At 63.3% G+C, this 21,364-nt stretch carries 15 protein-coding genes; 3 read left to right on the top strand and 12 right to left on the bottom strand.

Features of this window, described 5'->3' with window-relative positions; genetic code table 11:
• Window positions 1-11: 11 nt before the first annotated feature.
• Both ACFUOZ_RS07470 and fdxA read left to right on the top strand, forming a co-directional pair.
• Complete coding sequence (locus ACFUOZ_RS07470) at window positions 12-1,478, top strand: aldehyde dehydrogenase family protein (RefSeq protein ID WP_377546300.1); 1,467 nt, start codon at window positions 12-14, stop codon at window positions 1,476-1,478.
• Between the two features lie 6 nt (window positions 1,479-1,484).
• The gene (gene fdxA / locus ACFUOZ_RS07465) at window positions 1,485-1,799 is read left to right on the top strand and encodes a ferredoxin (protein WP_377546298.1); all 315 of its coding nucleotides are present in this window, start codon (window positions 1,485-1,487) and stop codon (window positions 1,797-1,799) included.
• 58 nt (window positions 1,800-1,857) lie between these two features.
• On the opposite strand, the gene ACFUOZ_RS07460 is transcribed toward fdxA, so the two are convergent.
• Entirely contained in the window at window positions 1,858-2,601 is a 744-nt protein-coding gene (locus ACFUOZ_RS07460) for a response regulator transcription factor (RefSeq protein WP_377546295.1), read from the bottom strand.
• Window positions 2,602-2,700: 99 nt separating this feature from the next.
• Between ACFUOZ_RS07460 and ACFUOZ_RS07455 the strand changes: the two genes are divergently transcribed.
• On the top strand, window positions 2,701-4,371 hold the full coding sequence (locus tag ACFUOZ_RS07455; RefSeq protein ID WP_377546293.1) for an ATP-binding protein: 1,671 nt from the start codon (window positions 2,701-2,703) through the stop codon (window positions 4,369-4,371).
• Window positions 4,372-4,374: 3 nt separating this feature from the next.
• Here the strand turns inward: ACFUOZ_RS07455 and ACFUOZ_RS07450 are convergent, their stop codons facing one another.
• The 11 genes from ACFUOZ_RS07450 to ACFUOZ_RS07400 all read right to left on the bottom strand — a co-directional run bounded on the left by ACFUOZ_RS07450 (window position 4,375) and on the right by ACFUOZ_RS07400 (window position 21,323).
• The gene (locus ACFUOZ_RS07450) at window positions 4,375-4,629 is read right to left on the bottom strand and encodes a PLD nuclease N-terminal domain-containing protein (RefSeq protein WP_377546290.1); all 255 of its coding nucleotides are present in this window, start codon (window positions 4,627-4,629) and stop codon (window positions 4,375-4,377) included.
• Window positions 4,630-4,664: 35 nt separating this feature from the next.
• Window positions 4,665-5,873: a restriction endonuclease gene (locus ACFUOZ_RS07445; RefSeq protein WP_377546287.1), complete on the bottom strand. Its 1,209-nt coding sequence runs from the start codon at window positions 5,871-5,873 to the stop codon at window positions 4,665-4,667.
• A 73-nt stretch (window positions 5,874-5,946) separates the two neighbouring features.
• On the bottom strand, window positions 5,947-8,178 hold the full coding sequence (locus ACFUOZ_RS07440) for an McrB family protein (RefSeq protein ID WP_377546285.1): 2,232 nt from the start codon (window positions 8,176-8,178) through the stop codon (window positions 5,947-5,949).
• A gap of 59 nt (window positions 8,179-8,237) precedes the next feature.
• Window positions 8,238-10,175 carry a DUF5107 domain-containing protein gene (locus ACFUOZ_RS07435; protein ID WP_377546282.1) on the bottom strand — a complete coding sequence of 646 codons (1,938 nt, stop codon included), beginning with the start codon at window positions 10,173-10,175 and terminating at the stop codon, window positions 8,238-8,240.
• 1 nt (window position 10,176) lies between these two features.
• Entirely contained in the window at window positions 10,177-13,326 is a 3,150-nt protein-coding gene (locus ACFUOZ_RS07430) for a glycoside hydrolase domain-containing protein (RefSeq protein ID WP_377546280.1), read from the bottom strand.
• 157 nt (window positions 13,327-13,483) lie between these two features.
• Window positions 13,484-14,242 (bottom strand): copper homeostasis protein CutC, encoded by a 759-nt coding sequence (locus ACFUOZ_RS07425; RefSeq protein ID WP_377546278.1) that lies wholly within the window; start codon window positions 14,240-14,242, stop codon window positions 13,484-13,486.
• A gap of 25 nt (window positions 14,243-14,267) precedes the next feature.
• Entirely contained in the window at window positions 14,268-14,684 is a 417-nt protein-coding gene (locus ACFUOZ_RS07420) for an acyl-CoA thioesterase (protein ID WP_377546276.1), read from the bottom strand.
• A gap of 56 nt (window positions 14,685-14,740) precedes the next feature.
• Window positions 14,741-16,819 (bottom strand): ABC transporter ATP-binding protein, encoded by a 2,079-nt coding sequence (locus tag ACFUOZ_RS07415; protein ID WP_377546274.1) that lies wholly within the window; start codon window positions 16,817-16,819, stop codon window positions 14,741-14,743.
• A complete protein-coding gene (locus ACFUOZ_RS07410) occupies window positions 16,816-18,549 on the bottom strand; it encodes an ABC transporter ATP-binding protein (RefSeq protein ID WP_377546272.1) in 1,734 nt (577 codons plus the stop codon). The genes ACFUOZ_RS07415 and ACFUOZ_RS07410 overlap by 4 nt, the downstream gene beginning before the upstream one ends.
• Window positions 18,550-18,779: 230 nt before the next feature.
• The gene (locus ACFUOZ_RS07405; protein ID WP_377546270.1) at window positions 18,780-20,831 is read right to left on the bottom strand and encodes an MFS transporter; all 2,052 of its coding nucleotides are present in this window, start codon (window positions 20,829-20,831) and stop codon (window positions 18,780-18,782) included.
• Window positions 20,832-20,840: 9 nt separating this feature from the next.
• On the bottom strand, window positions 20,841-21,323 hold the full coding sequence (locus ACFUOZ_RS07400) for a MarR family winged helix-turn-helix transcriptional regulator (RefSeq protein ID WP_377546268.1): 483 nt from the start codon (window positions 21,321-21,323) through the stop codon (window positions 20,841-20,843).
• Between the last annotated feature and the right edge of the window lie 41 nt (window positions 21,324-21,364).

The raw sequence follows: 21,364 nt of genomic DNA, 5'->3' as shown, positions 1-21,364 counted from the left end.
AGGACCCCATCATGACTTCCACAGCTTTTGACACCAACGTCACCACCATCACCGCCCAACACCTCATCAATGGCCAATGGCTCGGATCAGCGGACACGGAACGGATGAACCCGGCGCGGCCCGGCGAGCTGGCCGCCCTCTCCCCCAGCGGCACCGCCGAGGACGTGGATGCCGCCATCACGGCCGCCGCTGCTGCCCAGCCGGGCTGGGCCGCCCTTTCCGCACCGTCCCGCGGGGCCATCCTCATTGCCGCCGGGAACCTCCTGATCGAGCGCCAGGAGGCCATCGCTGAGGACCTGGTCCGGGAAGAAGGCAAGACCCTGGCTGAAGCCAAGGGCGAAGTGAAGCGGGCCTCGGACGTCCTGCGCTTCTTCGGCTCGCTCGGCTGGGCAGCAACGGGCGAGGTCCTGCCCAGCGGGCTCCCGGACACCGCCATCACCACCCGCCGCGAGGCACTGGGCGTTGTTGGCCTGATTACGCCGTGGAACTTCCCTATTGCCATTCCCGCCTGGAAGAGCGCCCCGGCCCTGATCAGCGGCAACACCGTGGTCATCAAGCCGGCGGAGCTCACTCCGCTGTCCGCAACACACCTTGCCCGTGCCCTGCAGGACGCCGGACTGCCCGCTGGCGTGTTCAACGTCGTGCACGGCAAAGGACGCGTTGTCGGCGACGCCCTGGCCCGCGATCCACGCATTGCCGGACTCTCGTTCACCGGCTCCACCAACGTGGGCCTGGGGCTCCAGGAGATTCTGACCGCCCGGCGTGCACGGGTGCAGCTGGAAATGGGCGGCAAGAACGGTGTGCTGGTGCTGGACGACGCTGATCCCTGCAAGGCCGCGCAGGTAGTGGCCGCCGGAGCTTTCGGGCTGACTGGCCAGGCCTGCACTGCAACCTCGCGGGTGTACGTGACCCCGGGGATCCGTGCGGCGTTCCTTGACGCGCTGGTGGCCGAAGCCGCCGCATACAGCACCGGCGACGGCCTCACGGAAGGCACGCGCATGGGCGCCGTGGTGAGCAGTCAGCAATTCGAGCAGGACCAGGCAGCGGTGCGCACCGCCGTCGAACGCGGGGCGACGCTCCTGCACGGAAACTACGACGGCGACCCGACCGGCGCGTTGTTCTTCCCGGCGGCGGTGCTCACGGAGCTGCCCTTCGATGACGCAGCGGTGACGGAAGAGATCTTCGGTCCCGTGGTAGCTGTGCTTGAGGTACCCGACTACGAAGCGGGCCTGGCCGCCATCAACGACTCCCGCTATGGACTCACAGCAGGCATCTGCACCGACTCGCTTGCACTGGCAACCGACTTCGCCGCCCGGGCGGAGGCCGGCGTGGTCAAGGTCAACCGGCCCACCGCCGGCTTGGATCTCAACGTACCGTTCGGCGGGGTCAAGGACTCCTCCACCAACACGTTCCGCGAACAAGGACGGTCTGCCCTGGACTTCTTCACGTGGGGCAAAACCGTCTACACCGGCGTGTAGTCGGGCATGAGTTACGTGATCGCGCAGCCCTGCGTGGATGTGAAAGATAAGGCGTGCATCAACGAATGCCCTGTCGATTGCATCTACGAGGGCGCGCGTTCCCTCTACATCCACCCGTCTGAATGCGTGGACTGCGGGGCGTGCGATCCCGTGTGCCCTGTGGAAGCCATCTACTTCTCAGAAGACGTCCCGGACGAATGGGCTGACTATGTGCGGGCCAACGCTGAGTTCTTCGACGACGGGCCGGGGCGCTCGCTGCCGGAGACGGACCATCCGGTCATCCAGGCGGAACCCACCCGCGTCCCCGGCCCAACTAGGTAACAGCAAACGTTCCACTGGCACCTCAGTGGAACGTTTGCTGTTACCCAGTTGGGCTCGGTTAGTTGTTGTTTGCGGCCGGTGCCAGGCGGTAGCCCACGCCGCGGACCGTTTCCAGCCAGCGGGGACCTTGGATGCTGTCGCCAAGCTTCTTGCGCAGGTTGCCCATGTGCACCTCAACGGCGCGTTCGTCCGCGTCGCTGACGTAACTGCCGACGTCGTACGGCTCATTGCGGAGGCGACGGGCGAGGTCGGCCTTGGTCCGCACAATCCGGCCGGTTTCCAACAGCGCCAGCAGGAGGTCGAACTCCGTGCGGGTGAGTTTCAACTCGGTCCCGTTCAGGGTCGCGGTGCGGGATCCGGCAGAAACGGCCAAGCCGTTGTGGATGATCTCGGGATCAGCCTCTTCGGGGGCGCTCTTTACGTCCGACGACGAACGCGGCCTCCGCATCATGGCCTCCACGCGGGCGCGCAACTCGCGCGGCCGGAAAGGCTTGGTGAGGTAGTCGTCGCCACCGGCTTCCAGGCCCATGAGCGTATCGAGTTCCTCGGCACGGGCGGTGAGCATGATGATGTACGCATCCGAGGACTTGCGGATCTGCCGTGCGACCTCGAAACCATCAATGTCAGGAAGGCCAAGGTCCAGGGTGATAACGTCCGGATTCAGTTCACGGGCAGAGGTCACACCCGCGGAACCCGTCGACGCAGTGTGAACGTCAAAGCCTGCCTGGGAGAGAACCACCCGTACCAATTCGCGAATATCCTGGTCATCTTCGATAACCAGCCCCACACGTACTTCACTCATCGCTGCCCCTCAGCCCCTTCGATAACCTCAGAAGTATATCCGTTATGGTTAGGCTGATCTCATGAACCGAATTTCTTCCGCACACGTGGTGGTTGTGCCATGACCCAACACTCCGCGTGGGATATTGGTGAAAAGAAGAAATTGCTGGTTTTTCAGCGCTCGTTCCATGAACATACCCTTCGGATGCGTGTTGTCCTCAGTCAATTGCCGTTGTCGGTGTGTGTCTGCATTTCGGCCATTTTGGTGTGGCTTTTCTTTCCCGCCACACTCGAGAACCCGCTGTTCCTTGTTTTCCTGCTGAGCCAGGCCTTCTTGTTGGCACTGTGCATTGTGGTTCCGTGGCACCGGCTCCCTTTTGCCAGCTTCCTCACGATTCCCATCCTGGACATGGTTTCCATAGCGTTTGGCCGCGAAGGAGGGCAGGAGGCGCTCACCGGCCTCAGTGTCCTTGTGGTGTTGCCTGTCATCTGGTTGTGTGCTTCCGGTCTTTATCCGAGGCTGGCAATTGCACTTTCATTTCTGGGTCCGCTGGGTATTGTTTGGGTTCCGGTATTCGTCCATGACCAAGTCAACGAGCAAGCACTCACCAAGCCCCTGCTGTTCCCGATCCTGATTCTTGGCATCGGCGTCTCAGTGAGCGTCCTGACGTTGAGCATGGTCCGTCAGCAACGCGCCCTCGAGCAAAAAGACGAGGCATTGAAGGAAGCCTTGGACATCAGCACCAAGCAGGAACGGTTGCTGAACACGGTCATGGAAGCCCTGCCCCTGGGCGTGGTGGCGGTCGACGGCGATGGGCATGACATCCTCATGAACCGGCGCCAGCGCCAGAGCCACGCTTTGGCCACCCCTCTTGACAACGACGACCCCAATGAATCGCAGCTGCTGGTCTTCGACACGGACAGGACCACGCCCATGCCCCCGGACCAGCGGCCGGTGCGGCGCGCCGTCTTGGGCGAACGCTTCACCGATCAGTTGGTGTGGCTTGGCACAGGCGCCGAACAGCGGGCCTTCACCACCAGCGCGCGGCCCATGCTCGACGACGATGGCCAGTTCGCGGGCTCCGTGGTGGTTTTCAGCGACGTCACCGACCTGGTGAACGCACTGGCAGCCAAGGACGAGTTCGTAGCCAACGTCTCCCACGAATTCCGCACCCCGCTGACATCAATCCTGGGCTACGTCGAGCTGATCCTGGACGATCCCAACACCCTGGATCCCCAAGCCCGTAAACAACTCAACATCGTCAGGCGGAATGCGGAGCGGCTGCTCACCCTGGTGTCTGACTTGTTGGCAGTGCGGTCAGGCCAGATCGTCATTCAGCGGCATACGGCAGACGTAGCGGAGCTCGTTCGAGGCAGTGTCACCTCGGCCGAGCCCCGCGCAGCAAAAGCCGGCATCAGGCTTTCGATGGACCTTCCCGATGCCTTGGAAGCCCGTGTGGATTCGTCCCGGCTCGCCCAAGTGCTGGACAATCTTGTCTCAAACGCCATCAAGTACTCCCCCGACGGCGGTGATGTGGAGGTCGCAGCCTGGGAGGACGACGACTTCATCTTCTGCCGGGTCACAGACACCGGCATGGGCATGAGCGAAGAGGAACAGGCTGAGGCCTTCACCAAGTTCTTCCGTGCCGGTGGTGTCCGCAAGAGCGCCATACCCGGTGTCGGGTTGGGATTACCCATCAGCAAAGCCATTGTCGAAGCCCACGGCGGAACCATCACCCTGGAAAGCGTGCCTGGGCAAGGCACCACCTTCACAGTGAAGATGCCGGCGTAGCCTTTACCGCGTGGCGGGAGTCCCACCAACCAGGCCGGATTGGCGGCGCCGGCCAAACAGGAAGTAGCTGACCGGGCCGAAAAAGTTGATGAACGAAACGGCCCGCCACACCGCCTTTTTACCTCTGATCTGCGAGTCAGGCGTCCTGCCGATACTGCGCTGGGCAGCAGTCAGCAACGCCAGGTTCAAGGCTCCGCTGAGCACCACGGAGACGCGCTGCCCCTTGCTCATATCCCGCCACGATTTCTTGCCGGCCATGCTGCCTCCTATCGGCGAAAGGTGTACTTCTCAGGCTAGTCCGACGCCGATCGTCCCGCCACAGCCTGGCGTACTACTTCGCCCCATGACTGTTCCGCGAGGTCAGCCACGGCGGCCAGGATTTCCGACGGCGGCCGGGACAGGTCCAGCGGATACTCGACGATGTCGATGTCGGTGTTCAGGATGCGCCGCAACTTCACTTCCCCGGCGCCGGCATAGACCAGCCAGGCGGTAGGTACCCGCAGGGCCGTACAGTAGGCCAGCAACTGGTAGTGGTCGGCACTGAGGGAGGCTCCGGCGTCGGAGGCTGCCTTGTATTTGGAGTCGTAGACCACCACCGGACGGCCACCGAGGAAGTGCACGGCATCGGGCCGGACGGTCAAACGGTCGGAATCCCGGACGGCTTCGTTGAGGAGTGCGCCGTACTGGAGGCGCATTTCCCCCGGATAAGCGCTCATGGCGCTCCGGAGGGCGGTCCCCACGAACTCTTCGAACACCTGCGCCATGTCCACCACGAACGATGCCGTCCGTTGCTTGCCCTGGCCTGCTTCCGCGGAGCCGTTGCGCAGGATGACTTCGGCCAGGCGAAGCGCGGCGTGGAATCGAAGGTTCATGCGGCTGGCCCGCCACGGCGGAAGCGGCGCGCCGGGCTGGAGGCGGGTCACGGCGTCGAGCTTTCCCTTGAGCTGCCGCAAGCGGCTCAGGACGTCGGGCCGGACTCCCGGAACCTGGCCCATGCGTTCCAAGGCGGCGCGGAGAATCCGGTTTTCGGCGATGTCCTCGGTGAATTCGTCATAGGAGACCTCCAGTGGCACCAGCATTCCGGGCCGCCGGGAGATCTGGTCCGAGATGCGGATGCGGCCCTTAACGGTCCGCAACGATTCCTCCACGTTGAGGTAACCCTGAAGGACTCCACGGCTCAGGGCTTTGTCCGACAGCTGGGCCAAGGACTCAGCGAGCGCACTCCACAGGTCCGGGTGCTCCACCGCTTCCACGGAGTGGTCCCTGAAGCCTTGCTCGCCAGCATAGCTGAGCAGGAACAGCAGGCGGTTCAGGCCCAGCCGGTCTTTGGGCCGGACCTCCAATTGGATGGTGGCCGTCCGCACGGAACCCACCTTGCCGGCCGGCTCGATGCGGTACAGCCCCATGCCCATGGGCGAGGCTTTGGCCAGCCCGCTGGTGTTGATGAACGCAGCGGACTCAGGATCAAGCTTTTCCACCACCCCACCGGAGAGCTCGTCCATGACGATGTGCCTGGGCCCCGTGGCAGGTTTCCGGGCACTTGCCGGTGCCCGTGCCGGCCTCGGGGGGATGGCGTTAGCGCTCGCCAAGACGTCCCAGCAACTGGTCCAGGCCGAAGCGCTCTTCCAACTGGGCGCGGTTCAGCTGCCCATGGTAGTGCTCCTCCAGCAATGGCATGAGCTCGTACTTCCAGATGCGGCGCAGGCCGGTGGGATTCTGCGCAGCGTTCTTCATGAAGTACGACGGCCCGATCATGAGGTCGCGGTCCCAGTCATCGATCGCATCGTTGAGGGCGTCCAGCAGGTCCGCGTTCAGCGTGTCCAAGCCGCGTGCTTCAAGGAAACGGCGCAGCGAACCGCGGACCGGTTCAACCTTCGGGTGCAGCTCAATGAACGCGAAGCGGCGGCGGATGGCCGCGTCCATCATGGCGATGGAGCGGTCGGCGGTGTTCATGGTGCCGATGATGTACAGGTTGTCCGGCAGGCTGAAGGGCTCATTCGGGCTGTACTGCAGGTAGATGCGGTCATCCCGGTACTCCAGCAGGAAGTAGAGCTCACCGAAGACCTTGGCCAGGTTGGCACGGTTCATTTCGTCGATGATCAGGAAGTACGGCTTGTGGGCGTTCTCCGGCTTGGCCGCTTCCTCCGCGAGCCGTCGCAGGGGTCCGGCCACGAGCTTGAAGGAGACCTGGCCGTCGTCGGTCTTGTCCGGTCGGTACCCCTCAAAGAAGTCCTCGTAGGCGTACGACGGGTGGAACTGCACAAGCTTCACGCGCTCGTCCGTGTGATCGCCGGCAAGCTCAGCCGCCAAGTGCTTGGCCAGGTAGGTCTTTCCGGTGCCCGGAGGGCCGTAGAGCACCAGCTGGCGGTTCTCTTCCAGCAGTTCCGCAATTTCCTTCAGCGGTTCCAGGTCCATGTGCAGCGAGGCCGCGAATTCTTCCGTGAGCGGCCGGAAGCCCTGCTGCACCACCTCGACGGCGACCGTGGGAGGCGCTTCGTCCTCACCGTCGGTTTCGGCCTCCACGGGGAGCAGTTCCTGCAGCGCTTGGATAACCCTGGTGACGTCCACCAGGATGCCGGGCGTGGACAGCTGCCGTTGCGCATGGCGCGGCAGCTCCGGGATGGCGTAGCTGTCATCGAACCAGCGGACCTTGCGGCGGATGCGGCGGTTGTCTTCGTCGTGCTCGGGCTCGCCAAGGACTACTCCCACACGTACCCGGCCAGCGTGCTGGTACAGCGTGAGGTCGCCCGGTTTCATGACCGTGAGGAAGGCGAAGACGGCGGTTTTGGTGTCTTCGCGTTCCACATAGCCAAGGTGTTTGTAGTCCTCGTCCACTGCGTGCTGGACTACCCCGGCGGTGACTCCGGCCGTCAGAGTACGGAGGTGCTGTACGTCCAGGGTTGCCTTTTCCTCGGCGACCCAGGAGGCGAGCAGTTCCGCATTGTCGTGGTGGGTGCGCAGCAGCCAAGACCTGCGCCCCGGATCCCCCACCTTGCGCCACTGGCTGACCAGCTGGCGGGCGTACCAGTCGATGCGCTGTCCGGCTTGCTCGTCCAGGTGCAGGCGGATGCGGTGAATGTCGGCGGTGATGTCCTCGTCGGTGTCCCCCTTGGCGCCGCCCACCAAGGAGGCAAAAGCGTCCCTGATCTCCTGGCGTTCCACATCCGCCACCACGGGCTCGAAGTAGCTGGGCCACACCAGGTACTCGATGCTTCGGCGCAAGGCAGGCTGGTCTTCCGGGGTGGAGGCTGCGAGTTCGTGGAAAGCATGGGGGTCGTTCCATGCGCGGTTGATGGTCTCCGTGCTCTGGCTGTCCACGTGGGCGACGAAGCGGCACAGCCACTTCAGGTGGTCCCAGATGGTCCAGTTGAACTCAGCAGTGCGGTCCCGGATCACGCCGTGGTCCGTCATGCCCTGGTACAGCTCCTCCGGGAGCTCGATGGGCGGCTCAACCCAGGACGCCGCCTCGGCCACGCGGGCGCGTTTGACCCTGAGTGACTTGACCTCGTGGGCCAGTGGCAACGACTGCAGGAACAGCAATTCCACGGCCAGCAGTTTCGCTTCCCGCGAGGCACCTTCCAGGTTTTGCCGCAGGTTGGTCATCATGGGCGCCTTGGAATCCTCAACGCCCCGCTCGAGCCTTTCCAGCAGCTCGGCAGCAGCATCCGCAGTCCAGGTCAGTGTGCGGCCGTCCAGCGCCGAGGGTTTGCCGTGAAGCGCCGGACCGAGCACATACCACGCTGCGTCCTCGATCTCTTTGGAGACTCCGGGGGCGCGGTCAATGGCAGGTTTCAAGGAGGGAATCACCCTGCCAACTTACCTTGTTTGGTTTAGCCAAGCATCTGGATATCCACAAGCTTCCCGTGCTAATGCATCCCGAATTGGTAGGCCGCCGGCACCGGCTCCTCCGGGCAAACTTCCTGCCACAGCGCGGCGATGGCATCCTCTCCTTCGCGGAGATCGGGAACCTCTACGCCCTCGCGCAGAATCGCCGCGGCCTCTGCTCCATGACCGCCCCTGGCGAGCGCCAGCGCCCTGAGGAAGCGCAAGCGTCCGACGGCGGGCCCATAGTTGGGTGCCGACTCCACCAGGTCCAGCGCCATGACAGGGTCGCCGTGCCGGATGCTCAGCGTCACCGCTTCCAGCAGCAAAGCGGTGAAAGTCGAGTCGGTTTCGACACCTGTCCGAAGTTCGGCGAGGCCCTCTTCGTCCTTCCCCGCCGCCAGCAAGGCCAGGCCCAGTCCGCGGTGCGCCAAAGCCCGGGTGCGGCGCCGGACACCCTTGGCTTCCAGGACCTTCAGATAGCCTTCCCGTGCACCGGAGAGGTCTTGCCTGGCATGCCGCATGGTGGCCAGGTGGAAGAGCGCCTCAGGGTTCTCCTGCGCGGCAAGCAACTCTTCCCAGTCCGCCCCTGCAACGTAACCGGGGGCGCCGTCGAACGCTTGTCCCTTCAGCAGCCCCAGCCACGGTTCCTGGTCCGCCGTGATGCTTTCGTCCACGAACGGCGTTCCGCTCTCATCCACCCACTTTCGGCCCAGGCGTCGGCGCCGGGCCCGTTCCACGACGCCCCAGCCGCTTCCCGGCAAAAGCATTTTCGACGGCGGCACGTCGGCGTTGCTGATCGCTGCGGGCAGCATGGCCTCAAGTTCGTCGTGCGGCAAGAGGTCCTCCAGGCGCTCCCCCGCGTGCGCTACCGCAGCATCCCAATCGATCCCGTGCGAGGTACCGGCATCCAAGTGTCCGTTGCCATACGCTTCAACCCACGCCCACTGCGCGCCCGCCGGCATCACCAAATGCTCGAACTGGGTCTGCGCCAGGCCCGCCTGGATCTCGGCATAGGGACCTGCGCCGGGGCTCAGCCATTCCTGCCAGCGTTTGCCGCCTTGTCCCTGGCCCCACACGAAAAGCTTCTTTCCCCGCAGGAGCCCCGTGGACAACATCGCCAGCCCGTCGCCGTCGTCGTCTGCGGCCACAACCCAACGACGTTCGGAGGGGTCGATGTCGAAGAAGAAGTCCGCCGCGTGCGGGTTGTTGACCAGCCACGTGCCATCATGGCCCCCGTGGGTGGTGGGACGGACGCGCGTGATGTCGGTGGCGTAGTCGCTGCCGTACGCCTCGTGAGCCGGGGCGATCACGCGGGTTTGGTCCGTTTCCGGGATGGCAGCGTTGCTCCACCAATACATCGGCACGTCGTGGTCGTTCGGGTTCCGGATCCGGACTGCGGCGAACACCACGGGCGAATCCGCGGGCAGCCAGATGTCCACTTGGAAGACCACTTCCCGGAGCCGCTCGTACTCCCACATCCGCAGGACATGTTTGCCGTCCGGCGTGTGGACGATTGCCGTGTGCAGGGGGTCGCAACTGGTGGGCGAATGGCCGCGGGTGCCTATGTTCCATTCGATCCCACCGGCAAACCATGCCTTGCGGAGCGCGATGTTGGCCAGTTGTGGGGCATCGTGGGTGTGCAGTAACTGCTTGCCCGTCGCTTTGTCGAAGATCTCCCAGATGCGGCCGCCCAGCGATGGCAGGACCGTCACCTTCAGCTTGCTGTTTTCAAGCACGACGGCGGGCACCTCCCTGGGTGCGGCGTCCCGACTGTAGCCGTCCTGCATGAGGTACGGGTAGACGTTCGGCACTACCCCATAGCGGGCCGAGGCCTGGAGCGCCTCGGGCACGCATTCTCCCACTGTGTAGGGCTGGTCGAGTTCGGCTGCCACGACGGGCAGCGGGTTCAGCGGACCGAGTTCGGCCATGGTCAGGGCGATGGTGGTGACGGTGAGGGTGGAGGTTGCGGTGTTTGCCACGTCAGAATCCGATCGTCAGGAGGACGCCGCGCTGCGGCTCGATGGTCAGGGTTTCGCCCGGCGCGTGGTTCTCTGCGGATTGGAAGCCGCGGATCGCCGGGGCGTCCATGCGGCCGGACGCGAGGTGGGCTGATCCGGCGTCGAAATTCAACGTCACTTGCACAGTCTCCCCGGCCCAGGAGGCCAGCGCCACCACTGCCCTGTCCCCGGAAATCCATGTGGTTGCAAGGACGTCGGGATGGTTGGTCCTCACCGGTGCATGGGGATCCCAAAAGCCATGCATCTGCGCTTGCTCGAGTCCGTGCTGCGCCCAAAACTCCCACAAGGGACGGTTGTCCACGGCCGGTGCCCGCCCTGTCATGCCGAACACCATTCCGCGCCACGGGTTGCCGCCGCCTTCGAGCATTTCTCCCATGAGGCCGAAAGGGATGCCCGACAGTTCCACCAGCCAGTAGTCCGGGCCGGTGGTGTCGTAGTCGAAGTACTCCCCGAGCCACAGCCGGTCCACATAGGGCAACTGCTCCATGTACAGATTGGCAGAGGAGGCGTATCCGTCATGGGCCGTGAATTGGTTGGCGGAGTGGAGGTCTATCTCCGGACCGTCAGTCCCCCGCTCCCTGCAGGCCCTCTCAAGGACTTTGCGGACGCGGAGCATCGCATGGCGGTCATAGGCGATGTCGTCCAGGTAGATGCCGTCAATGCCGTCCTCCCCCTTGGCAAGTTCGGCGAGGCTGCGCACGTAGAAGTTCTCCCAGCGAGACTCGCCTGTGGTGACCACGGCGATGTCCTCCACGTTGGGCGCGAACCACGCCGAAACGTAGCCGCTGCCTGCGTGCTCCTGGAGCCACATATGGCCCTTGCCGGGTCCATCGCTGAAAATCTCATGGTCCAGCTGCAGCAGCGGGAGGAGTTCGGGGCTATGGAAGGTGAGTTCGCGGACAGTGTTGTACACCTTGGCTTTGAGTCCATGCTGGTGGCACTTTGCGATGTACTTCCGGAGCCGGTCTTCAGTCAGCAGGGGGTCGTTGATATATGGAGCCGGGGCGGTGGCGTGGTGGATGTTCACCACAGTGGCTCCCGCGGCCTTGATGTCCACCGGCTCGGCGGCTTCGTGGAAATAGCGCTTAGCCAGGTGCTTGCCCGGTTCGATCACTTTGAAGGGCGTGAGCAGGAGCCTGAAATCGAAGTGGAGCGGTTGTGCTGGCTGCAGGGTCCTGGCCCCGCTGTAGGCCCGGACCCTTACTTTTCCGTCGTTGGTCCGGAGATTCACCCCGCCATGGACCGCACCGTCGCCGGGCTGGCGGTTGGCCCACGACACCGGCTCCAGCAGCGGTTTCTCCCGATAGAAGTTGGTGTTGAGCGGACGTTCGTAGTGCTCGTCCCGGAGGGCCAGCTGGACTCCGGCGTTCACATCGCCAAGCCACAGCGCATCCTGGTTCCTGGCGGCTACGTCCCACGTCCAGTTGAGGCTATCGGGCCGCTGGCCACCGGGGACCCCCAGACCCATGGCGAGCGGCACCGTGGCCTCGTGGAACCCAAGCTGCAGGCCGACGTCGGGCACTTCCACAGGCGCGTCCGACGTCAACAGCAGGGAGAACTGCACGGTGCCGTCGGCGTCGAGAACGCCGTTCAGTTCCAGGGTTGTTGCAGACTGGTTGCCGTGGTGGCCTGCCCACCGGCACCCCCAACTGACCCTTGCCGGCCCTTCCACGGTGAAATTAGGCGGCGAATAGTCCCAGTGGAGGTCGCCGACGTCGAACCTCATGGGGATGTCAAAAAGCTCGACGCCGGGTCCATCGGTTGCGGTGAGCGTCCCCGTGAAGGTGGACGTCACCTGCGCCGGAAGGCCCGAGTCGGAAAGCTGCAGGGTCCTGCCGAGGATTCCCAGGGTTCTGTTCGGTTCGTCCAGCGTGATGGCCGTGAATGGTGCCACCAGTCCGGCGTCCTGGGCCACGGTGGAATCCAGCCAAGCCAGGCGCCGCAGGAAGCGCGGATCACCGAAACCCCCGGCGAGAATCGCCGGATCTATCTCCGACGCCACCTCCAAGGTGACATTGACCAACTGTTGGTTGTGTCGGGTGGAGGCACTTGCTGCGGTGATCGTGAGCACTGCCGAGAGCGTACCCACGGCGTCTGCAGGGACCTGAAGAACCACAAACAGCGCCTGCACCTCGCCCGCCGCCACCAATGGCCCGCGCGACTTCCTTCTGGACCACGGGTGGCCATGGCGGTCCACGCCATCGGTGGTGATGCAATGGCCTGCCGCGCCCGTTACCTCCACCCGGACGTCCTCGATGTCTTCCTGCGCATGGAACCCAAGCTGGACGACGTAGTCCTCGCCCGCCTTGGCTGCACCGCAGAAGTGATGTGATGGGCCGTTGATCACCCAGTGCGCAGGCAGCTCCGTACGCATGGAGATCGGATTCACGCGGTCTTCCGGAAACAGCAGGAAGGGCTTCCCGGTGTGCTCCAGCTGAAACTGTTCCAGTTCTTCGGCGCGGGCAGTGAAGTTCATGGGTGCGAAAGAATCACGCTGGCTCGCGGCCTCGTACCGAAGGACCGTGGCTTGGGGCAGCCCAGCGGTCCCAACCGGTGCCAAGGCCGAAGGCCCGACGGCGGCCGCCCAGGCTGGGTCTGCGGCCTGACGTCGTGGGAGGTACTGCGCCTGGGGATAGTGCGGCTTACCCAGCATGGCGTAAGGCAGGTAATAGACAAAGTAGTTGCCCGGCCCGTCCACGGCTTCGAACACCAGGGTCCCGGACTCTTTCGTGGCTTGTTCGACCACCACGTTCCGAACCCGGGATCCGGTGCTTTCCGAAACGACAATGACCTCCACGGCTGCCGGGTCGGCGTCCTGCCGGCGCCACGGGAGGACCACCCGGTAAGCGGCGGCCTTGTCTTCCTGTTGAGCCCGGTCTTCCTGTTGAGCCCGGTCTTCCTGTTGAGCCCGGTCTTCCTGTTGAGCCCGGTCTTCCTGTTGAGCCCGGTCTTCCTGTTGAGCCCGGACCACGAACCTGTGGTTCCCGTAAAGCAACTTGTCCCAGGTCCCTACCGCGCACTCCACCTCCGGATGGCCCGCAGCAATGACATTCGTTCGAGAGGTGGTTGGCAGGGAAACGAGGGCCGGTGAAACCGGCGAAGGCAGCGGCATCGCTGGGGCTCCTGAAGGTCGCTCTGGGGCTTTCCACCGAGTTGGTGAATCCTTCAATCATTGATGCGGGTGCGTCCCCTGTAAAGAGTCATTACGATGCGCACTTACTGGCATTTTCGGTCCGCAGTCTGGACAATCGGGAGACTTTCAGCTGCTTTCAGTGGCCTGCGTTTACTGCATTCAGTTTCGCCTTGGCCGCGCGCACAATCTCCCGATCGGTCACGGAGTAGGCCGTGGGATCGCTGCCGTCCTGGGTTCCCAGGGAAATCGTTCCTTCGCTGAGCGTTGAGACTGTCCTCTTGGCCGACAGGTGGACCGCAGACAAGCCGGCGGCGTGCATCGACGGGATGTCTTCCAAGGACAGCCCGCCGCCAGCCATGATCTCAAGCCCAACTCCGGCATGTTGCACCATGCTGGCAAGGGTGGCAAGGCCCGCCCCGGCCGTTGGTGCATGACCCGAGGTGAGCACCCGCGTGAAGCCCAGTTCCAGGAGCTGATCCAGCGCAGCCAAGGGATCCCGGGACTGGTCGATGGCACGGTGGAAGGTCACTTGCGCCTGCGAATTTGCTTCCCGGGCTGCGTCCAGCAGCCTTCGAACCGTGCGAACGTCCACGTCGCCCTCGGGCGTCAAAGCTCCTACGACAACACCGTGAGCGCCCTGGGACAGCAGGTGCCGGATTTCGTGGACCATGGTGTCCACATCCGATGCCGAGTACAGGAAGTCGCCCGGCCTGGAGCGGACCAGCGGATGGATCTCCAGCCGCCCGTCCGCGTGCTCCAAACTCGCTTCCAGCAGTCCTTGGCTTGGCGTGACGCCGCCGAGTTCGAGGCTGCTGCAAAGCTCGACCCGGTCCGCTCCTTCTGAAGCCGCAACTCCGGCTCCCGCAGCGCTGACGACGGCAATTTCAAGTTTCATGCTGAAACTCTACGTGCACCGAACGTCAGACCTTATACCTTTCCAGCTTTTCCTTTTGGCCCGGCGTGAGTCTCAGGACCCGTCCCGTCGCCTCCGCAACGAAGGCCAGATGCGTGGTGGCCTTGACGCAGTCTTCCCGGGTTACGGGATCCTTGATGACGTAGTGAAGATCGAAACTGGCACCCTTGATGCCCCCCACCCAGACCTCCACGACGGCGGGAATGTTGCGGTATTCCAGCGTCCGTACGTAGCGGACTTTGTGCTCCACGACGAGGGTCATGGTGCCCTCTTCAACGTCATTGAACAGGGCTGCCGGTGGCTCTGCCCCGGGAAGGCCCGCGCCACGGGGTGGACCGAATGCCGCGATTCGTGCTTCCTCGAGCATGCGAACAATTTGGACATTGTTGATATGCCCGTAAGCGTCCATGTCACCCCAGCGCATGGGTACAAGGACCTCTATGCGCCGGGGTTCTACAGACTCGTTCAGTAACTCCGTACTCAGCTGTGCACCGCCGTCGAATCATCCACCGCAGACTCTTCCTCGCCAGCAAACTGGGACATGTACAAGCGGTAGTAAGCACCTTCCAGGGCGAGCAGCTGGGTGTGGTTGCCCTGCTCCACGATCTGGCCGTTCTCCATCACAAGAATGGTATCGGCATCGCGGATGGTGGAGAGGCGGTGGGCAATCACAAAGCTGGTCCGGTCGGTCCGCAGCGCCGCCATGGCCTTCTGCAGCAGAAGTTCCGTACGTGTATCCACGGAACTGGTGGCTTCGTCCAGGATCAGCAAAGACGGATCCGAAACAAACGCACGGGCGATGGTGATGAGCTGCTTCTCACCGGCGCTGACGTTGTTGCCTTCTTCATCGATGATCGTCTGGTAGCCGTCCGGAAGGGCACGGACAAAGCGGTCCACGTACGTAGCCTTCGCCGCTTCCATGATCTGTTCTTCGGTGGCGTCCAGCTTGCCGTACTTGATGTTGTCGTAGATGGTGCCGCCGAACAGCCACGCATCCTGCAACACCATGCCCACCTTGGACCGGAGTTCGGAGCGGGTAAGGTCCTTGATATCCACGCCGTCCAGGGTGATCCGGCCGGAATTGAGCTCGTAGAAGCGCATCACCAGGTTCACCAGGGTGGTCTTGCCGGCACCGGTCGGGCCCACGATAGCCACGGTGTGGCCTGGTTCGGCGCTGAATGACAAGTCCTCAATCAGTGGCTTGTCCTCGACGTAGCTGAACGAGACATGCTCAAACTCCACATGGCCGTCGGTCTTGGCCGGGAGATGCCGCGTGCCGGTTTCCTCAATCTCTTCCTCGGCGTCCAGGAACTCGAACACACGCTCAGCCGAGGCGACGCCGGACTGCAGCATGTTGGCCATGCCGGCAATCTGGCCCAGGGGCTGGGTGAACTCGCGGGAGTACTGGATGAAGGCCGTGGCGTCGCCCAGGCTCATGGAACCGGAGGCAACGCGAAGACCACCGACGACGGCGATGCCCACGTAGGACAGGTAGGAAACGAAGTTCATGGCCGGGAAGATGATGCCGGAAACAAACTGCGCACCGAAGGAGGCCTTGTAGAGTTCCTCGTTCTTCTCATCAAAACGCGTCAGCATGTCGGCATCGCGTCCGAAGACCTTGACGAGGTCGTGGCCGGAGAAGGATTCCTCGATCTGCCCGTTGAGGGCACCCGTATTCTTCCACTGAGCCGTGAACAACTTCTGGCTTCGGGCACCGATGACGCCGGCAAGGACACCCGAGAGCGGCAGTGCGATCAATGCGATGAGCGCCAACTCCCAGGACACGATGAACATCATCACAGTGATGCCCAGGACCGTGAGAACGGAACTGACCAGCTGCGAGAACGCCTGTTGGAGGCCCTGTTGGACGTTGTCGACGTCGTTGGTCACGCGGGACAGGATGTCGCCGCGCTGGCGGGTGTCGAAGTAGTTCAGCGGGAGTCGGTTGAGCTTGGCCTGGACATCATCGCGAAGCTTCTTGATGACCCGCATGACGATCCTGTTGAGCAACCAGCCCTGTGCCCACAGGAAAATGTTGGCCACGAAGTACATGAGAAGCACCACGGAGATCAGGAACGTCAGCTTGGAGAAGTTGATCCCGTTGGTGAGTTCCATCTTGGACACCATGTCGGCAAAGTTTCCCTGGCCTTGCTGGCGCATGAGCTCGACAAACTGCTCCTGGGAGACGCCCGGCGGAATCTGCTTGCCCATGACCCCACCGAAGATGACGTCCATGGCACTGCCCAAAATCTTGGGGGCGATCACGTTGAGGACCACCGAAACGATCACGAGGCCGATCACGATGAACACGCCAACCCGTTCAGGCTTCAGCAGGCCCATGAGCCGCTTGGCAGAAGGCCAGAATTCCTTGGCCTTCTTCGCGGGAACGTCCCCGAACATGCCGCCATCGGCTTCGGAGGGGACGTACTCTTCCTCAACGAAGTCGTCGTCATCCAACGCTTCGGTTGCGACCTCGGCCGCAGCTGTCGCTTTGGCGTCCTTCGCGGCTTGGGCCTTGGCAGCCCAGCCACGTTTCTTTTGCTGGTCCTGCCCGCTCATGCCACTTCCTCCACACTCAGCTGGGACTCGACGATTTCCTGGTAAGTGGGTGAGGTTTCCAGTAGTTCGTTGTGCGTTCCCCGGTCGACAATGCGACCGTTGTCCAGTACCAGGATTTCGTCGGCGTCCGCAATGGTGGAGACGCGCTGGGCCACGATGATGACCGTGGCGTCCTTGGTCTTGCCCTTCAGGGCCTTTCGGAGCCTGGCGTCGGTAGCGACATCCAGCGCCGAGAAGGAATCATCAAACAGGTAGACGTTTGGCTTGGTCACCAGTGCCCTGGCGATTGACAGCCTCTGGCGTTGTCCACCGGAGACGTTGGTACCGCCCTGGGCGATCCTACGGTTCAGGCCCGACGACTTCTCTTCCACGAAGCCCTTGGCCTGGGCCGTTTCCAGGGCGTCCCACAGTTCCTCGTCCGTGGCATCGGGCTTGCCGAAACGCAGGTTGTGCTCAATGGTTCCGGAGAACAAGTAGGGCTTCTGCGGCACGGCTGAGACGCGGCTGGTGATTTCCGAGGCGTCCATTTTGGTGACCGGAACGCCGTCGAGCAGGACCTCACCGGAGGCGACGTCGTATAACCGCGGCAGCAGCGAGACCAAGGTGGTCTTGCCCGCACCCGTTGAACCAATGATGGCCAGGGTCTTGCCGGGCTCGGCGGTGAAGGAGATGTTGCTCAAGACCGGGGCCTCGGCACCCGGGTACTTGAACGTGACATCGCGGAACTCCACGTGTCCCTTCTTTTGTGCCGGAACCACGGGAGATGTCGGGTTGTGGATCGATGGCTCGACATCCAGGACCTCGCCAATGCGGTCTGCACACACGGAAGCGCGGGGAATCATCATGGCCATGAAAGTTCCCATCATGACGGCCATGAGGATTTGCAGGAGATACTGCAGGAAGGCCGTCAGGGCGCCGACCTGCATATCGCCCGAATCAACACGCTGGCCCCCGAACCACAGCACCGCTGCGGTGGACAGGTGCAGGATCATGCCAATGGCCGGGAACATGAGGACAAACAGGTTGCCGATCTTCACGGACACGGCAGTGAGGTCTTGGTTGGCGTCACCAAAACGCTTGGCCTCGTGGGGTTCGCGAACGAAGGCGCGGACCACCCTGATGCCAATGATCTGCTCGCGCAGGACTCCGTTGATGGCATCGATCTTGGCTTGCATGGAACGGAACAGGGGCATCAGCCGGACCACCAGGTAGCCAACCACTGCCACCAGGACTGGAACCGAAACCCAGACAAGCCAGGAAAGGCTGAGGTCCTCGCGGAGAGCCATGATGATGCCGCCGACGCACATGATGGGCGTTGAGACCATGAAGTTCAGGCCCATCAGCACCAGCATCTGTACTTGCTGGACATCGTTGGTGCCGCGGGTGATCAGGGTAGGCGCGCCAAAGCGGTTGACATCCTGGGCGGAAAAGCTGCTGACTTGGCGAAACACGCTTCTGCGGAGGTCACGACCGATGGCCATGGCAACGCGGGCGCCGAAGTACACGGCGGCTATTGCGGTGAGTACTTGGCCAAGGGCGACTGCGAGCATGAGCGCACCGGTTTGCCAGATGAAATCGGTGTCGCCGCGGGAAACTCCCTCATCAATGATTTTGGCGTTGAGGCTGGGAAGGTAGAGCGTGGCGATGGTGGACGCCAACTGAAAAAGCAGGACGGCCACAATCTGCGGCAAATACGGCTTTGAGTAGCGCCGTATCAAGGTGACAAGCATGCCCACGGGTCCTTAGAAAGAGTGCGTTAACGTGACGTAAAGAAGTTTTGCAGCAGGGGCTGACAGTATTACCCTCCCCACTCTACGAAATCCGTTGCCCCGGCGAAACAACTTCCGGAAAAGATCATCCCAGCGGACTATTTGCCGTGTCGCGGCTGCTCCTCCGGGGGTAAAACACCGACTGGACACGGCAAAGCGCCGGCTGGGTTCCCAGCCGGCGCCCTGCGGTTCTAGCCTGCGTGCTTTCCGTGTTCCTGGCGGGCTTCAGCCCCCTGCAGGAGAAGCAACGCCATCCGTTCCTGTTGCCTGCGTTCGCGCTTGAGTTCCTTGCGGAGCGCAGCCAGCTCCTCCGCCGTGGCCGCCTGCTGTTCCGCAATGCTCTGCTGCTCGCGCAACCGGGCCTGCAGTTCCACGTTGGCTCGGCTGAGCTGCAACTGCTGTTCGGCCAGGACGTACTGGGTGCGTGTGAGTTGCTCCTGCACTTCCCTCACGTCGGCCGTGGCGTTGGGCCTCTCCTGGGTCAGGATCCGGGCAAATTCAAGGTCGAGGTCGGATCCGGAGCTCTCCTGGGTTACGTTGCGGTCCGCTCCGGACAGGGGACGGCCGGCACCGGGGCGGCTTGCGCCGTCGTCGTTCTTCACGGCGTCCAAAGACGCGGTGTCCAGCGACATTCCGGCCTCGCCTGACGCTGTTGCCACGAGTTCCTTCTCAGGGGCCGCGTCAACCGTGCGGCGCAGCGGCCGCTCCTTGACGAAGAGCACTGCCAGCAGGGCGACGACGCTGATGATGGCCGAGATCAGGAAGATCTGGGCAGTGGCGTCACCGTAGGCCGCACGCATGATGTCGGCGATCGGTGCGGGCATGTCTGCCAGGTCCATGCTGGCGCCGGCGCCTCCACCTTGGACCGGGATACCCGCCGCAGCCAGTCCCTCGACTGCCAGGTCCTTCACATGGTTGGACATGACGGCGCCAAGAACGGAGACGCCGATCGCGCCACCTACCGAGCGGAAGAACGCCACGGAGGCACTCGCGGTCCCGATGTCCTTGGCCTGCACGGTGTTCTGCACGGCCAAAACCAGGTTCTGCATCAACATGCCAAGGCCCAGGCCGAACACGCCGGTGTAGATCGCCACGATCCACAGTTCGGTGGTGTGGTCCATGGTCCCGGCGAATGCGAGGCCGCCGATCAGGAGAACCGAACCTGCGATCAGGAACCTCTTCCACTTGCCGAAGCGGCTGATCAGGACACCCGAGGCCACGGAACCGACGAGGTTGCCGGCGATCATGGGGAGCGTCAGCAGGCCGGCCTCGGTGGGCGTTGCGCCACGGGCCACCTGGAAGTACTGGCCCAGGAAGGTGGACGAGCCGAACATCGCGATGCCCACAGCCACCGAAGCGATGATGGCCAACGCGGTGGTGCGCTCGGAGATGATCTTGAGCGGGATGATCGGCTGGGCAACCTTGGTCTCCACGAACACCAGGAGAGCCAGGAGGGCTACGCCGCCACCGACCATGAGGGCGGACTGCCAGGACACCCAGTCGTAGTATTCCGGGTTGCCGGCGAACGAGACCCAGATCAGGAGCAGGCTCACGCCCGAGGTCAGCAGGATGGAACCGAGCCAGTCGATCCTGGCCGGACGCTTGATGTGCTGGATCTTCAAGGTGATCTGGAGCAGGATCAACGCGATCACGGCCAGCGGCACGCAGACGAAGAACGTCCAGCGCCAGCCGAGCGGGCTGTCCACAATGAAGCCGCCCAGCAAAGGTCCGCCAGCGGTACCGACTGCCATGACGGCACCCATGTAACCGGAGTACTTGCCGCGGTCGCGTGGCGGAATCATGGAGCCGATGATCGCCTGGGCCAGGGCCGTGAGGCCGCCCATGGCGATGCCCTGGATCACGCGTGCAGTCAGCAGCAGCGGGATGGTTTCGGACAGGCCGGCCATGACCGAGCCGGCCACGAAGATGATGATGCTCAGCTGGACCAGGAGCTTCTTGTCGAAGAGGTCAGCGAGCTTGCCCCAGATGGGGGTGGTGGCAGCGTTGGCCAACAGCGCGGCTGTAATGACCCAGGCGAAGTCGGTCTGCGTGCCCTTGAGTTCGGACATGATGGTGGGCAACGCGTTCGCAACGATCGTGCTGCTGAGGATTGCCGTGAAGAAGGCCGCGAGGAGGCCGGTCAGGGCTTCCATGATCTGGCGGTGGGTCATGGGCGCGGCCGCCTTCGCTGCGGCGTCCAACCCCTGTCCTGGAACTGCGCTTTGTGTTGCTGGTTTAGCCATTCCGGGCTCCTAAGCTGTTTGGTCTGTGGTGTGGGAGCCGGCCGCCGTTGCCCGGATTGAGTCCTTCAGGGACTCGGTGAGTTTGTTGATGACCTGGGAGGCCTCGAGGGCGTCAGCCTCGCTCCAATCCGCCAGGTAATCCCGCAGCCTCACGCTGCGTTGTTCTTCGAATTCATGCAGTTTCGCTGCGCCCCGTTCGGTCAGGGCCAGCAGTTGCGCCCTGCCGTCGGCCGGGTCCGGCCGCCTGGCAACGAAGCCGAGCTCCTCGAGCTCGGCGACGTGGCGGCTGAGGACCGGCGCGCTCACCCCGAGCCGTGCGGCCAGGTGCGTGGCGCGGGTCTCCCCCTCGCCGATGAAACGCATGACGCCTTGCACCGCCATTCCAACGTCGGGAACGCGTGCCATATGCGCGGTTACCACGCAGCGCAGAGTCCGCTGGAGGTCGAAAATCTGATGCACAAGATCGGTTGCCGTGGCAGAACCGACAGACATGTAAAACACCCCTTTTTGTTTGCCTAAAGCAACTATAACCC

Source organism: Paenarthrobacter sp. NPDC057355 (assembly GCF_042667405.1).
Classification (GTDB): Bacteria; Actinomycetota; Actinomycetes; order Actinomycetales; family Micrococcaceae; genus Arthrobacter.
This window is presented reverse-complemented; position numbering and strand designations above follow the sequence as displayed.

What these genes read in the sequence shown, in the direction of transcription:
- fdxA (WP_377546298.1), top strand. Translation starts at nt 1,485, where the DNA reads ATGAGTTACGTGATCGCGCAGCCCTGCGTGGATGTGAAAGATAAGGCG.
- ACFUOZ_RS07410 (WP_377546272.1), bottom strand. Translation starts at nt 18,549, where the DNA reads ATGCTTGTCACCTTGATACGGCGCTACTCAAAGCCGTATTTGCCGCAG.
- ACFUOZ_RS07450 (WP_377546290.1), bottom strand. Translation starts at nt 4,629, where the DNA reads ATGGCCGGCAAGAAATCGTGGCGGGATATGAGCAAGGGGCAGCGCGTC.
- ACFUOZ_RS07400 (WP_377546268.1), bottom strand. Translation starts at nt 21,323, where the DNA reads ATGTCTGTCGGTTCTGCCACGGCAACCGATCTTGTGCATCAGATTTTC.
- ACFUOZ_RS07420 (WP_377546276.1), bottom strand. Translation starts at nt 14,684, where the DNA reads ATGCGCTGGGGTGACATGGACGCTTACGGGCATATCAACAATGTCCAA.
- ACFUOZ_RS07405 (WP_377546270.1), bottom strand. Translation starts at nt 20,831, where the DNA reads ATGGCTAAACCAGCAACACAAAGCGCAGTTCCAGGACAGGGGTTGGAC.
- ACFUOZ_RS07415 (WP_377546274.1), bottom strand. Translation starts at nt 16,819, where the DNA reads ATGAGCGGGCAGGACCAGCAAAAGAAACGTGGCTGGGCTGCCAAGGCC.
- ACFUOZ_RS07455 (WP_377546293.1), top strand. Translation starts at nt 2,701, where the DNA reads ATGACCCAACACTCCGCGTGGGATATTGGTGAAAAGAAGAAATTGCTG.
- ACFUOZ_RS07445 (WP_377546287.1), bottom strand. Translation starts at nt 5,873, where the DNA reads ATGGACGAGCTCTCCGGTGGGGTGGTGGAAAAGCTTGATCCTGAGTCC.
- ACFUOZ_RS07460 (WP_377546295.1), bottom strand. Translation starts at nt 2,601, where the DNA reads ATGAGTGAAGTACGTGTGGGGCTGGTTATCGAAGATGACCAGGATATT.
- ACFUOZ_RS07425 (WP_377546278.1), bottom strand. Translation starts at nt 14,242, where the DNA reads ATGAAACTTGAAATTGCCGTCGTCAGCGCTGCGGGAGCCGGAGTTGCG.
- ACFUOZ_RS07470 (WP_377546300.1), top strand. Translation starts at nt 12, where the DNA reads ATGACTTCCACAGCTTTTGACACCAACGTCACCACCATCACCGCCCAA.
- ACFUOZ_RS07430 (WP_377546280.1), bottom strand. Translation starts at nt 13,326, where the DNA reads ATGCCGCTGCCTTCGCCGGTTTCACCGGCCCTCGTTTCCCTGCCAACC.